The organism is Paenibacillus oryzae (assembly GCF_001675045.1).
Lineage (GTDB): Bacteria > Bacillota > Bacilli > Paenibacillales > Paenibacillaceae > Pristimantibacillus > Pristimantibacillus oryzae.
Window position 1 is genome coordinate 41,028 of record NZ_LYPA01000069.1, and the last position, 14,298, is coordinate 55,325.

The 14,298-nt window shown below is 49.5% G+C and carries 12 protein-coding genes; 7 read left to right on the forward strand and 5 right to left on the reverse strand.

Annotated features, from left to right (window positions below; all coding sequences use genetic code 11):
• Positions 1-97 precede the first annotated feature (97 nt).
• Complete coding sequence (locus tag A7K91_RS19235) at positions 98-1,321, reverse strand: MFS transporter (RefSeq protein WP_068685756.1); 1,224 nt, start codon at positions 1,319-1,321, stop codon at positions 98-100.
• A 230-nt stretch (positions 1,322-1,551) separates the two neighbouring features.
• Positions 1,552-2,166, reverse strand: coding sequence for a TetR/AcrR family transcriptional regulator (locus A7K91_RS19240; RefSeq protein WP_068685757.1), 615 nt, complete (start codon positions 2,164-2,166; stop codon positions 1,552-1,554).
• Positions 2,167-2,717: 551 nt separating this feature from the next.
• Here A7K91_RS19240 and A7K91_RS26550 point away from each other — a divergent pair.
• From A7K91_RS26550 to cydC, 5 genes are all read left to right on the forward strand, one after another.
• The gene (locus A7K91_RS26550; protein WP_156739677.1) at positions 2,718-2,870 is read left to right on the forward strand and encodes a hypothetical protein; all 153 of its coding nucleotides are present in this window, start codon (positions 2,718-2,720) and stop codon (positions 2,868-2,870) included.
• A gap of 248 nt (positions 2,871-3,118) precedes the next feature.
• Complete coding sequence (locus A7K91_RS19245; RefSeq protein WP_068685758.1) at positions 3,119-4,483, forward strand: cytochrome ubiquinol oxidase subunit I; 1,365 nt, start codon at positions 3,119-3,121, stop codon at positions 4,481-4,483.
• Positions 4,480-5,496, forward strand: coding sequence for a cytochrome d ubiquinol oxidase subunit II (locus A7K91_RS19250; RefSeq protein ID WP_068685759.1), 1,017 nt, complete (start codon positions 4,480-4,482; stop codon positions 5,494-5,496). Before A7K91_RS19245 ends, A7K91_RS19250 begins: the two co-directional genes overlap by 4 nt.
• A gap of 23 nt (positions 5,497-5,519) precedes the next feature.
• On the forward strand, positions 5,520-7,382 hold the full coding sequence (cydD, locus tag A7K91_RS19255) for a thiol reductant ABC exporter subunit CydD (RefSeq protein WP_068685761.1): 1,863 nt from the start codon (positions 5,520-5,522) through the stop codon (positions 7,380-7,382).
• Positions 7,379-9,112 carry a thiol reductant ABC exporter subunit CydC gene (cydC, locus tag A7K91_RS19260; protein WP_068685763.1) on the forward strand — a complete coding sequence of 578 codons (1,734 nt, stop codon included), beginning with the start codon at positions 7,379-7,381 and terminating at the stop codon, positions 9,110-9,112. Before cydD ends, cydC begins: the two co-directional genes overlap by 4 nt.
• Before the next feature lie 241 nt (positions 9,113-9,353).
• Here cydC and A7K91_RS19265 read toward each other — a convergent pair whose 3' ends face one another.
• On the reverse strand, positions 9,354-9,713 hold the full coding sequence (locus A7K91_RS19265; RefSeq protein WP_068685764.1) for a c-type cytochrome: 360 nt from the start codon (positions 9,711-9,713) through the stop codon (positions 9,354-9,356).
• A gap of 315 nt (positions 9,714-10,028) precedes the next feature.
• Here A7K91_RS19265 and A7K91_RS19270 point away from each other — a divergent pair, with 315 nt between their 5' ends.
• Together A7K91_RS19270 and A7K91_RS19275 are read left to right on the forward strand one after the other, a co-directional pair.
• A complete protein-coding gene (locus A7K91_RS19270; RefSeq protein WP_082967592.1) occupies positions 10,029-10,454 on the forward strand; it encodes a disulfide oxidoreductase in 426 nt (141 codons plus the stop codon).
• Between the two features lie 71 nt (positions 10,455-10,525).
• A complete protein-coding gene (locus tag A7K91_RS19275) occupies positions 10,526-11,302 on the forward strand; it encodes a polysaccharide deacetylase family protein (protein WP_068685767.1) in 777 nt (258 codons plus the stop codon).
• 21 nt (positions 11,303-11,323) lie between these two features.
• On the opposite strand, the gene A7K91_RS19280 is transcribed toward A7K91_RS19275, so the two are convergent.
• The gene (locus A7K91_RS19280) at positions 11,324-12,388 is read right to left on the reverse strand and encodes a serine hydrolase domain-containing protein (RefSeq protein ID WP_068685768.1); all 1,065 of its coding nucleotides are present in this window, start codon (positions 12,386-12,388) and stop codon (positions 11,324-11,326) included.
• A gap of 87 nt (positions 12,389-12,475) precedes the next feature.
• Positions 12,476-13,903, reverse strand: coding sequence for a glycan biosynthesis hexose transferase WsfD (gene wsfD, locus A7K91_RS19285; protein ID WP_068685769.1), 1,428 nt, complete (start codon positions 13,901-13,903; stop codon positions 12,476-12,478).
• Between the last annotated feature and the right edge of the window lie 395 nt (positions 13,904-14,298).

Genomic DNA, 14,298 nt, shown 5'->3' on the forward strand with positions numbered 1-14,298 from the left:
TCTTTGTTTTTGCATATTATTGTGCAGCGAGCTGTCTCATCAAGCGAGCGAATCCGCTTTGGAAACAGTAAAACTGGATTTTTTGGGCAGTGTTTTATTAAGACATTGATGTTGATGAAGCCGAATGAACGGGAACCTTCTGCGATTTGAACGACATGACGAAGCCAAGGGCCAGTATAAGTCCTGCCATCATATAAGGGAAGTTCAAATTTTGATCAAATAGAAATCCGCCGATGATGGGACCGATAATGTTGCCAAGACTGGTAAAAGCGGAATTTAAGCCCGCGACGTATCCCTGCTGCTGATTGGCGAACTTGGACATCTGCGTGCCGATGGCCGGCCGCAAAATATCAATAGCAAGAAACAGGGCGAACGTAACGGCAACGATCAGCCAGAAGGTATGCACCAAAAGCCCCAGCAGCACAAACAAGGCTGCGGAAAAAAGACTGACGGTAATAACATTTTTTTCGCCGAAGCGGTTAATGATCCAGCCAAAAATGGTGAGCTGCACTACAGCGCCGGCAATAGAGCCAAATGTAATAATGAATGCAATGTCCTTGGGTGTAAATCCGAATTTATGGTCCACGAACAGGCCAAATACCGTTTCGAAATTAGCCAGCCCGAAGGAAGCGATCAGCACAACGATCAGGCTTATAAAATAAGGCTCGCGGTATGAGCTGGCAAGCTGCCTCAATAGGCTTGGAACAGGCTGCTTCACTCCGGCTGTTCTGGACGCGCTGTTTTCCTGCTGCTGAAGCGCAGGCGTTTCAGGCAGCAGGAAGGCTGTAATCAGCATGGCAACTATCCCGGCAACAGCGGCTGCATAAAAGGGAACGCGAATGCCGAATTCCGCAATATAACCGCCTATGCCGGGCCCGATAATAAAGCCCGTTGTGATGGCGGCGTTAATCAGTCCCATCCCTTTTCCGCGTTCTTCATCCGTCGTAATATCGGCTGTGTACGCCATAACGGCAGGCATAACAAGCGCGGCGCTGATGCCGCCGAGCAGCCTGGACAGAAAGAGCAGGGGAAGCGCGCTGACCGCGCCAAACATCCATTCGGAGACCGCAAACAGCAGCATACCTGCCACAATAACCTTTTTGCGTCCGATAGAATCGGAAATTCGTCCCGCAAGCGGTGAAAAAATAAGCTGCGCTATGGAAAAGGCAGCGACCAGAAAACCAAGCGTGCTGCCGCCAATATGAAGCATGTTCATATAGCTGGGCATAATGGGAACGATGAGGCCGATGCCTGTAAACACAATAAAAATGTTCAGCATGAGCAGTAATACCGCTCCGCGATTTCTGAGAAGTAACGACATGATGAGGTCTCCTTGTCTTATTTTACATTCTTAATTTTACATTCTTAATTTTACATATTTCATATACTGAACGTTCGGTCTGTATAAAAGGCAAAAAAAGAAAACGAAAGGTCCGTTTTCTGTTAATTGCATCTTGAAAATCAGCGGCTAAATAAGTAGAACAAAATAATATTGGTTAGCAACTTAATTAGCAAGCAACTTAATTGGCAAACAACTTATGAGCTAGCAGCTTATAGCGGGAGCTGTTTCTGTTTCTGGGACGTTACGCCCGTAAGAAAAACGGCTACCGCATCCCTGTAGAGGATAGGCACCTGATCGCGGTTAAAGCCGCGGGCCAATTGGCTGACGCCAAAAAAGAGCGATTCCAGCACATAAGCAAGCCGTTTGGCATCATGGGGACCAAGCTCGCCGCTATCTATCCCTTCCTGCAGCAGCTTTTCGTTAAAAGCAAGATGCTCGCCCATCAGCTCCGCCAGTCTGCTCTCCGCCTCGGACGTTTTTTCCTCCTGCCTGAAAAACTCGTCAGCCGCTTTGGTCAACGGGTGATTCAGATCATCGGCTGCAAGCAGCTCAGCCATGCCGTACAGCTTTTCCGCCGTAGTCCGATAATGATGGACATTGTTTTTCCAGTTTTGAGTCCATTCCTGATCCCATTCCTCTACGAGGTAAAGGAACAAGCCCTCTTTACTCTTAAAATGGTAATAAATATTGCCCTTGCTGCTGCCTGTAGCGCTGACGATATCTTCGATCGAGGTTGCTTTATAGCCCTTTTGGGTAAACAGCGCGCGGGCGGCGTCGGCGATTCGTTTCCGGGTTTGCTCGCTTTGCAGCTGTTTTTGATTCATCGGCATCGCTCCAGTTGTTCATACTGAACGTTCGTTCAGTATTGTAACATGGATGAGATGAGGGTGGCAAGTACTGATCAAGAACCAGTCAAGAACTGTTCAATAACGATTGGGCAGCGTCGTCTTGAAGCTGCGCCAACAATAGCGCCCGTCAAGCCGGCGATTTCCGCTGTGACGGACATTTATGTCTGTCAGAAGTGGTTTTTAGCAATATTCTGCTTTTTAAAAGACACTCACGTCCGTAAGATGACAATTTTGCTCTATTTGACGTTACATTTGGCCTCTGGCGGACAAATGTGTCCGTTACATTTTCCGAAACAAACTAATCACTGTTCTAACGGTCATTAATGTCCGGCCCGTAATTATGTGATGCAAAGGCAGATAGAATCCAGACGGTGAGGTCACACAAAAGAGGGGAAGAATACAGGCGGAATGCAATTGCAAAGGTCACAAATGAGAGAGGACAGAAAGCAGCTGAAATCCTGACAGTCAGGGGTCACAAATGAGAAAGGACAGAATGCAGTCGAAATCCAGACGGCCAGGGGACACGAATGAGAGTGGACATAAATGAAGGGGACAGCATGCAGGCGAAATCCAAACGGAATGCAGGCGGTATACAGGCTCAGAGAGGCATAAACACAGCTAGAGCGCTGACTTTGATGGAATGCCAAGAGATGGGCATAGAAACGACTAATATGCTGTGAAATTTAGCACATACCACAGAATTAATTTTCGATCAATGACTACAACGAGTTGTTTTCGCCTTTTTCACCGGGTTGTCAGAAAGATTTGAATCTTTTTTGAAGGTCGTGTCCAAGTTGATATTTATAGGCCAGGCTTGGTTATACTGATTTCTAAAAGTCGGGGCATTTCGCCCGACTGCATGAATAATTTGTTTAAATGATTTGGTTACATGTTTGCAGAAACGATTGCTGAAAGGAGATTGTCTGGCTTGGAAATCGATACGGTGTTATGGAGCCGCCTGGTCACGGGACTTACGTTGACCTTTCACGTTATTTTCGCCACGGTGGGCGTTGGTGTGCCGCTTATGATCGCAATTGCCGAATTTGTTGGGATTCGCAAAAAGGACCACCATTACATTCTAATGGCCAAAAGGTGGACGAGGGGATTTATTATTTCAGTAGCTGTCGGCGTGGTGACAGGAACCGCAATTGCCCTTCAGCTGGCGCTGGTTTGGCCAAACTTTATGCAGCTGGCCGGCAATGTCGTGGCGCTGCCCTTATTTATGGAGGTATTTGCCTTTTTTTTCGAAGCGATATTTCTTGGTATTTATTTGTACACATGGGACCGGTTCCGCAGCCCCTATACGCATTGGCTGCTGACAATACCTATTGTGCTTGGAGCCAGCATGTCAGCCTTTTTTATAACATCCGTCAACGGATTTATGAATCAGCCGGAGGGCTTCGTTATGGAGGCGGGCCATTTTGTTGCTGTTAATCCCATTGAAGCGATGTTTAATACGGCAACGCCCTCCAAGGTCTTTCATGTGCTGTCCTCCGCCTACATGACGGGAGCGGCTTTATTGGCGGGCATCGCGGCTTATGTGCTGCTCAAAAAAGGGCCTTCCGTCTATTACAAAAAAGCGTTGAAGCTGATGATGGGCGCAGTGCTTATATTCGGCCTGCTTACGGCTGTTGCGGGGGATATGTCGGCCAAATTTCTGGCGGCGCATCAGCCTGAAAAGCTGGCGGCGGCGGAGTGGCATTTCGAGACGGAAAGCGGCGCGGATTTGGTTCTATTGGGCTGGTTGAACGCGGAGCGGGAAATTATGGGCGCTTTTCATATTCCCAAAGCGCTCAGCTTTCTGGCTTTTGGCGATTTCAACGCCGAGGTGACGGGGCTGAATGAATTTCCGCTGGATGAACAGCCGCCGCTTATCGTGCATTATCTATTCGACGCGATGGCCGGCATCGGGTTTGTTATCCCTGCTATCGCGGCTCTGTATTTCCTTTTTTTAATCTGGAAAAGACGCAACGAGCTGAACAAATGGCTGCTGCGAGGCATCCTTCTTTGTGCGCCGCTTGCGTTTCTGGCTATCGAGCTGGGCTGGTTTTATGCCGAGGTTGGCCGTCAGCCATGGATTCTTCGGGGTTATATGCGCGTTGAGGAGGCGGCAACCACTTCGCCTAGCATCAGGATATTGTTTTTTGTTTTTCTGCTGCTATACATCGTGCTTGGCACCTTATGCGTCATCGTGCTGCGCCGCTTGTTCCGCAACAATCCGGCAGAAGCCGAGCTGGACAAGCTGCTTGAGGAAAAACGCGATAAAGCCAGCGGAAAGGGGGAACCGGCATGATCAGCTACGAATTGATTGGCATAACCGTGTTATGGCTGTTCCTGTTTGGCTATTTGATCGTAGCCTCCATTGATTACGGCGCAGGCTTTTTTGCCTTCTACGCCCGCATGACCAAGCAGGATCATCTGCTGAATCGCCTGATTTCGCGTTATTTGTCGCCGGTTTGGGAAATTACGAACGTATTTCTCGTCTTTTTTTATGTCGGGATTGTTGGTTTCTTTCCGGATACAGCTTATTATTACGGCTCGGCTCTGCTCGTTCCGGGCAGCATAGCGGTTGTTTTACTGGCGATCCGCGGTTCCTTCTATGCCTTTGAAAACTACGGCTCCAAAGAAAATGTGCTGTATTTGTTTTTGTACGGGGCGAGCGGCCTTTTGATACCGGCATCGTTATCCGTTGCGCTTACCCTCTCCGAAGGCGGCTTCATAGTTAAAGAAGGCAACGCCGTTTTTCTGGCATACAAGACGTTGTTTACAAGCCCGCTTTCATGGAGCATTGTTGCCCTCGCGCTCGTATCCGTATTGTTTATTAGCGGAACATTCCTCGCCTTTTACGCCTCGCGGGCGGGCGATCGCTCCGCTTTGAACCTGATGCGCACCTATGCGTTATTTTGGAGCACGCCAACGATTATTGCGGCTTTGACGGCTTTTATTTACTTGAGCCAGCATAATGAGCGGCATTTTCAAAACATGATGGATTTATGGTGGCTGCTTGCGTTGTCCATCGGTTTTTTTATGGTCGCGATGTGGCTGCTGTACAACGGACGCCGTTACGGGCTTGCTTTTATATGCGTCATGCTGCAATTTTTTTGCGCCTTTTTTGCCTATGGAATCGGTCATTATCCGTACATTCTGGATCCGTTTATTACGATTCAGGGCGGCGCTACGACCGAAGCGACGGGTATTGCGCTGGTTATGGCTTTTGTGGGCGGCTTATGCCTGCTGATACCGTCGCTTATTCTGGTGTTCAGGCTATTTCTGTTTGATGCGGATTATGTAAAAGGAAATAAATAAGGCGGACCGGGGGAGGAATACGGGTGAGCCGCAAAAAAAGTCTTTTATCCAGGCTGTTGACGAGGCAGCGGAGAAGGCTGCTGCTTATGGCGGCCATATCGCTGGCGCTTGGCGCGGCGATTGCCGGACAAGCGGGACTGCTCGCGGAGGCGGTGCAACGCATATTTGTGGAAAATGCGCCTTTCCATTCCATTATTGGTCTGCTTGGCGCATTGTTGGCTGTTATGGCTGCAAGGGCCTTGCTGCTTTACGGAAACGGGACATTGGGCTTGAGGATGGCTGTCGACGCCAAAACGGCTATGCGGTCTGCTCTGCTGCGGAAGCTGTCCCGCGATCCTCTGGCGTCGGCGCTTGCGGGACAAACGGGCGGCAAAGTCAGTGTGGCGCTGGATGCGGTGGATGAGGCAGACGGCTATTTCAGCCAATATATGCCTCGTATGATGGAAGCCGTCGTCATTCCGGCTATTCTGCTGACGGTTGTTTTTATCCAGCACAGCCATTCAGGCTTTATTATGCTGGCTACGGCTCCCTTTATCCCGCTTTTTATGATATTGGTAGGCCTGAAAACCAAAACAAAATCGGAAGAAAAGTTTGCGCAGCTCGCCGAATTTTCCGGCACGTTTCTGGATTCGCTGCAAGGGCTTGTGTCACTGAAGCTGTTTGGCAGGGCCAAGCATCAGCGGCAGCAAATTGAAGCAAGCAGCCTTGGCTACCGGGATGCGACAATGGGCATCCTGCGCATTGCTTTTACAAACACCTTTATGCTGGAGCTTATTGTGATGCTCAGCATCGGCGTTGTAGCGCTGGAGCTTGCGCTTCAGCTGCTCGTTTTCAAAACGATGGAATTTCATACCGCATTTCTGGTGCTTCTGCTGGTACCTGAATTCTATAACCTGTTAAAAAATATGGGTATCGCCTTTCATGGAGGCCGCACTAGCATGGGGGCCATGGGGGCCGCCCGCAAGGTGGAGGAGCTCCTGGGGGAGGATGCCGATGGGCTTTTGGGCGACGCAGGCGCAACAGCCGGGATGCCGGGGGAAAGAGACAGCTATACAGATGCACGAGAAAAAGAAAATATGCCAGAAGAAGCCTACGGAGCGGATGGAAACAGTGCCCTTATGAATAGTGACAATTTAATTCTGATGCCTCCCACCATCGAGCTTAGAAACGCCGGATTCCGCTATTCGCGGGAAGGGTTTCAGCTGAATCCTCTAACCTTGAGGCTTGCGCCGGGAGAGCAGCTAGCCATAGTAGGCAAAAGCGGGTCGGGCAAAACAACTCTTCTCCATCTTCTGGCGGGTTTGCTGAAGCCGGCGGAAGGGGAGGTGCTCATAAACGGAGTGACGTTAACCGAATCTCACGAAGCTTCATGGTTCCGGCATGTTAGCTATATTACGCAGCATCCCTATATTTTCGCCGGAACGTTTGCTGATAATATCGCCATTGGCGCGGGAAGGGACGTGTCAAGGGACGAGATCGAGCGTGCGGCCAAGGCGGCGGGGCTGGACCTGCTGGCAGCGGAGCTGGAGCAGGGTTATGACACCGTTGTAGGAGAGGGCGGCAGAGGCCTGTCGGGAGGAGAAAGGCAGCGGCTGGCGCTGGCGCGCGCTTTTTTAAAGGGACCGGCCGTTATCTTGTTTGATGAACCAACCGTTGGGCTTGATTTGGTAACTGAGCGGGTGCTTCAGCGGTCCATAGCCGAATTGGCGAAAAAAGCGACCATGATTACCGTCGCACATCGTCTATATACGATTACGCAAGCTGACGTCATAGCGGTGCTGGACAACGGAGTGCTGTTGGGAGCCGGGCGTCATGAGGAGCTTGTGGCCCAACTGCCCTTATATGCCGAGATGGTGGAAATGCAGCGGAGAGGAGGTTTGTCGTGAACGAGCTAGCTATGTTGAGGAAAGCGATGCTTCGGGAACGCAGGGATATCGGGATAAGCATCCTGTGCGGCTTTGTTGCAGGCATCGCGGGAATCGGGTTGTTTTCGGCCAGCGGATATATGATTTCACAGACCGTTTTTGCCCCGCCGCTCTATACGCTCATTGTATTGACCTCCTTTGTTAAGCTATTGGGCTTCCTTAGGGCGGGAAGCCGGTACGGCGAGCGGCTGTTTTCCCATCGTGCAACGTTTTCCTTGCTCAGTACGATGCGAAGCGGCTTTTTTGCCAAGCTTATCCCGTTAATGCCGGGGCTCCTTAATAAAAAAAAGAGCGGGGAGCTTCTTGCCCGCATTGTGGGCGATGTGGAAAGCTTGCAGTTTTATTTTCTGCGCGTAGCGTATCCGCCTGTTATTGTCGTAATGGTTTTTTTGGCAACGATGTTGTTTACGGCGGTTTTTTCTCTCTGGATTGCCGCTTTGTTTGTGCTCGGCATGCTCATAACGGCCTATGGCGTTCCGTGGCTTGTGCTGCTTGGTCAGCGGGGGATTTACGGGAGAGTCCGAAGGCAGAGGGCCGAATTGTCCGCCGATGTGGCGGAGCTGCTGCATGGCTTCCGCGATCTGAAGGTTTACGGCAGGCTCGGGGAGCGGGAGGAGGAGCTGCGCCGCGCTTCGGCGAGGTTGTCGGTGGAGCAAGGAAAAGCGGCCGGGCGGCTGCTTGCCGGACAAACGCTGCATGTGTTTGTAACCTTCCTTATTTCCTGGTGCGTGCTGGCTGCCGGGGCTTGGCTGGTTGCTAACGGATCTCTTGCCGGCGTGTTTCTTGCCATGCTTGTTATGACGGCGCAAACGGGATTTGAGGAAGCGGCGGCGATGGCCACCTTGCCTGCCTATAAGCTGGACAGCGAATATGCGGCCAAAAGGTTAGCGGAAACGGAAAACGAAGCCGACAGGCTGCCGCCTCAGCCTGCTGCCGAGCTTTCTGTTGAAGCGGCGGTTTCCATTAAGCTGGATGAGGTATCCTTTCGTTATCGCGACGAGTGGCGTCCTGTATTGAAGGGGTTATCGCTGGAGATTCCGGCAGGCTCCAGGGTAGCAATTGTTGGGCCAAGCGGCTCAGGCAAAACAACGGTGCTGGAATTGCTGCTCAAGCTGCGCACAGCTTCGGACGGCAGGGTGTTGCTCAATGGGCGCTCTACTCTGGAGCTGAGGGAGGACAGCATCTGGCAAGCATCCAATGTCGTGCTGCAGCATAGCCATTTTTTCAGAGGCACCATTCGTGAAAACTTGCTTCTCCAAGAAGGGGCGACAGAGAGACTTTCCGACGAAGCGTTGATGCTTGCCCTCAACAAAGCGCAGCTGGGACAAAAGTCGCTGGATGAAGAGGTTTATGAAAAAGGAGAAAATTTGTCGCAAGGAGAGAAGCAGCGTTTGGCATTGGCCCGGGCGATGCTGCGTTCCGGACGCCTGTGGCTGCTGGATGAACCAACCTCCTCGCTTGACTATGTAACGGAGCGGCAGGTGCTGTGCGAGCTGCTTCAGCATGCTGCCGGGGATACGCTAATACTGGTTTGCCATCGGCTGACGGGGCTAGAGGACATGGATGCCATAGTGGTGATGGAGCAGGGGCAAATAGTGGAGCAGGGAACCTATGAGGAGCTCATGCGGCGGCAAGGCTATTTTTACGAACTAAAAAAAATCGAGCTGCAAATGATCGGGGAAGCCGGATAACGACGGGGCTGTCCGAAAAGCCTGTTACGGAGAATAATCATTCAGCAAATCCGGTACCTACGGGAAAAGGGTGTCTTGGAAGCTCAAACATTTTTGCCTGTCTTTTTTTGATTCTATTTTTTAGTGGATAAAAGCGGACAAAAAAACTCGCCCTCAAGACACCCTTTCCCCTCCGGTCCCTCTGCTGAATCATTATTCGTTCCATTTAACTTTTTGGATAGCCCCATTATATAGATCCGCCTTATTTTAAGGAGGACAGCCAGGTGGTAATCGTAATAATCTCATCCTCTGTCAGCTTATCCTTGAAGGCAGGCATGACGCCACGTCCGCCCGAAATAATTTTATAGAGCTGCTCCTTGCTCAAGCTGGCGCCAACATTGGCCAAGGCCGGCCCGACGCCGCCCTGCAAGTCTGTACCATGACAGGAGATACACATATTTTGATAAATTTGAGTAGAGGCTGCAACATCAACTTCGCGATCCGGTACGGTAAAGGCGCCGCCGCCTTCGCCAGCTTCTTTTGCAGGCATGGCAGTCAGCAGCAAAATAACTGCAAGCAAACCTGCAAGGCTCATCAAGCCGGCCATTATCCATTTATGCATAAATACCCTCCCCTTCTTTTATTGAGACCAGTTTATCAATCCTTCAACAGTAAGCGCTATAGCTATTAGGAGCTATTTGCGATGGATTAAACCCGGGACGTTTACCTTGTTTTTTGTCGGATTTTCGGTCGGGTTTCTTCATTAAAGACTAGTATGCCCGCAGGAGCTTCTCTATAATCCGATTTTCGATAAGGAGATATAACTCTAAAGGGCTATATGAAAATGGACGGCAAGGGGTGAAAATAGAATAAGCAGCAGGTTGTCAGACGTACGTACGGAGAAGTTTCATTTTATGGAATAGGGGAGGATATTAAGTTGAGTAAAAAGGGGAAATGGTTGTTTTTTGCATGGTTTGTTTCGGTTATTGCAACAAGCGGCAGCTTATATTTAAGCGAGGTTTTGGGGTATACGCCATGCGAGCTTTGCTGGTTTCAGCGTATTTTTATGTATCCGCTTGTATGTGTACTGGGCATAGCCTCCTATCGTCAACAGACGGTCATTATCCCTTATACCGTTCCGTTACTGGCAGTTGGGGGAAGCATTTCTATTTATCACATCCTTATTCAAAAGCTGCCGCATGATTCCGCAATTGCTGCCTGTGGTCCGACTTCATGCCTGGACGATTATTTGAACTGGTTCGGATGGCTGACGATTCCAATGCTGGCGTTGGCGGCATTTATTCTGATTGGCGTTTCATTGCTCCAAGCATGGCGTATCGAGAAGCGGACGGCTGCTGAATAATTCTTGGAGTCCCTGCCTAAACTACCTTTTGATGTTTTGGCATCTGTTGCGGGTGCAGAAAGGAGGCGGCTATGGGCTCCAGAGGGTTGATCATAATGTGCTGCTGGTTGGCTGCATCATTTACCACGGCATTCCAATTCCAGGAAACGCCTAAAAAACATGACCGGCATTATTATGAGCTGCGGGGCGAGGCGGTATGGGAGGTTCAGACGGATGAAAAGCTGATTGCTTTTACCTTTGACGATGGGCCAAGCGCCCGTTCGACTCCCGAAATATTGGATTTGCTGGCGCAATACAATGCCAAAGCAACCTTTTTTGTTGTTGCCAACCGGATCGAAAAATACAGCGACATCGTCAAAAGGGAAGTAGCAGAGGGCCATGAGGTCGCCAACCACACGTTTAATCATGTGTTTTTTGATCGAAATGTGTCCAATTCCGTCATTCATAAAGAAATTGCCGAGGCCAAGCAAAAAATTGAGGAAATAACGGGAACGTCCAGCCCCTGGTTTCGCCCGCCCGGAGGATTCATTAGTGACCGCGTCATCCAGGCGGCGAGTAATAACGGATATACCGTTCTTTTGTGGTCCTGGCATCAGGATACAAAAGATTGGCGTTCGCCAGGCGTAGACCGAATTGTCAGGCAGGTGGTGAACAATGCCAGAGGCGGGGATATCGTGCTGATGCACGACAACGTAAAGGGCTCCAGCCAAACCTATCAGGCGCTCAAAAAAATATTGCCCGAGCTTCAAGCCAAAGGTTTCCGCTTCGTCACGGTGTCCGAGCTTGTTAACCATAAACGCAGGGACGAGGTCAACCATTTTCAGGAGCTGCAGCTTGAGCTTGAATAAGAGCCTTTCAATAAAGGACTTTTAATACAATGAATAATGATCCGCTACAAGCAGCTCGACCTTGCGATGCAGCTCCCATATATCGCTGGTTTGATTGGCCAATATCGAAAAGGTAATATCGCTGGCGGGATAATAGGCCATAAATCCCCCTACTCCTGGATTACAGCCATCCTTAAACATGCGAAGCAATTTGCCTTCGTGATCGTAGCAAAAGTGAAAGCCAAAACCATTAATCATGCCGCCCCAATCGAAGCTCCGTTCCAGAGTGGTTTGGGGCTTCATTATTTCGTTGGTCATGTTTTCGGACAGGAGCTTGCCGCCGGCTATTGCCTTCATAAAAATATGCAAATCGCCAACCGTTGTAAAAGCGCCGCCGTCAGCAGTGCCGATAGGCGGGTACGAATAAATGTTTTTGCGCCAGACGGGCTCGCCTTTGTCGTTTGCAGCAAGCTCATAGCCCTCTGCAACCTGCGCATCCCCGTCATCCTTGGCGGCAAATGTGGTAAGGTTCATACCGCATGACTGGAATATGTGCTTAGTGACATAATTCCTATAGGAATCTCCCGTCGCCTTTTCAATAGCCAATCCTAGCAATACAAATGCACAGTTATTATAGCTAATCGCTGTACCCGCCTTGAATTTTGGTTTTTTATAGGCGAATTGGGGCAAAAAATCTGCGTTATTACGGATAGAGTAATTCGGTTTATGCAGGAATAACGCTTCATAGCTTTCGCCCAGCTCTTCATCGGCATCGTCGGCGATACCGGAGGTATGGGTCAGCAAATGGCGCAGGGTAACATCTCGCGGAATTTCGGTGCCGGATAAATCAATGATTTCCGTAATCGGGTCATCCAGCTTCAGCCTCCCCTGCTCCACAAGCTGAAGGTTGGCCACAGCCGTAAATAGCTTTGTGATGGATGCGGTATCGAATTTCGTATCCATCTCGTTAGGAACGCGAAATCCCCGATGAGCCCATCCGTAGGCTCCATCAAAAAGAGTCTGTTCACCCTTTTTGATCAAAGCAGTCCCCGAAAAATGCTCCTCCTCAGATGCTTTCAGAAATAAATCTGCAGCTTTCTGTCGCATGATAGCAGCCTCCTTTTAATACATCTGTTATCGTCTTGTGCTTACAAATGTACCATTTGATGGATGATAGGGATAGTTAAAGGTTGCCTATAACCGACTTTTACCGGAGGTGAACCGGTAGATCAGATGCGCCAGCCATACGGCGGATACAATAATCATCATGTCAAAGCAGACATTAAATAAAAACAAATGCTTGCCCAAATCCGCAAGCCCGTCCCCTAGAATCGGAACCATAAAGCCAACCATCCCGACAAGGCCTACCGCCATAAGCAATTGAATGCGTAAACGCACGGCTTTTTGGCTGCTGCGCACATATTCAACCAATCCAACGCTGTAATAGGCTAAATAGAATAAAGCAATAAAAAGCAGAGAGTTGGGCATATGCTGGTTTTTAAACTGGCTCCAGCCGCTATAGCCCATGGCCAGGGAACCGGCAGGCTTGCCGGATTCCTTCAGATATGTGCCCAAATAATAAGGACGAATGCTCATAGAGTTGTTGGCGGCATATTCCATTTTGTCTATTAAACGGCCTGGATGCTTCAAATAAAAGAACAATACATCGCTATGGGATACCCGGTCATAGAAATCCCCTCTTAACGAAGGATCGTCTTGTTTAATGGCCGTACCACTCTGAAAATAATTAGTATCGGCAAGCACTGACAAATGTTCCGGCAGCCCAAGCGCCTTCAAATCTCCGTTGACATCCGGTGAATCCTTGAGAATGCCAAAAAACACCGTTTGATACAAATTGATGTCTTTAAAATCCTTTGGAGCAGCAATGTACATCACGACTGAGATAACAACCATAGCTCCCGAAAGCCAGAAAACGAGCCGTCGCCAGCTGAATTGCGTCTGTAATCCGGCAAATTGCAGTCCGATTGCCGCAAACAGGATGCCAACGGGGGCATTCTGAATCTTGGAGCAGGTCAGGAAAAGGACCGAAATAAAGTATAACCAAAGCACGGCGCGAGAAGGCTTCTCCTCGTTCACCAGACGCAAGCCAAAGGCCAGAGTCAGAAGCAAAAACACCAGACTGACGGGTTCGCCGAACAAGGAGTTAAAGTAGGCTGTATAGCCGATATCAAAAAAGACAAATAACAACGCCAGCCCAAGCACGGCGCCCGTTATAAGCGACTTGTATTTGTTATGGCGAACAAGCAAATAAGTCGCCGCGAGCAGCAGCAGGCTGTAAAACGCGCCTAGAACACGAATATCAAACATGGATGAGTTAAACAAATAGCCAAGCAGCCGGGCAACGGCTACTAAAATAATTTGCGTGGAGAAATAAAAGCCGCGAAAAAAGTGGTCATACGCAAAAAATTGATGGGCAAATCCAAAAAAACGATCCTCATATGCCTCGTCCGGGATACCGTAATCCAGTCCGCCTGTCAGCATCACACGCAAAAAATCGCCGTTATCGGCAACCCCGGCAAACGGGGCAATAAACAGCAAATACGCCAGCAATCCCAGCCCGGCAGCTGCAGCCAGCCATTCCAGCCTTAAAAAACGTTTCAATCCAGACCTCTCCAATCCAAACCTCTCCAACCCATTCCTGTCTTTTTATGTATCATTATAGTAAATCCATGATCGTGAATACAACATCGAGCAAGAATTGAACATGCTCCAGCCGGCAAATAAATAGAGCATGAAGTAAATACAATATTGCACTGCGGCTTGTCGCCTGACTCGTCCAAGAAGCCCAAGTCGCCTAAGTTAGTCCTCTAAATCGCCAAAGTTGTTCAAGTAGCATAAGTTGTCTAAATTGTTTAACGGTCACAGGTGACCGCCAGAGCAGCAAATTTGGGAACTTCGTCAATGTAAGGGACACTGGTGTCTACGCTTGACCCATAACACTTCCTTAAATTTACAGTAAAAAGCGATAGCTGCTCAAGACGTTTTGGAACACTTGG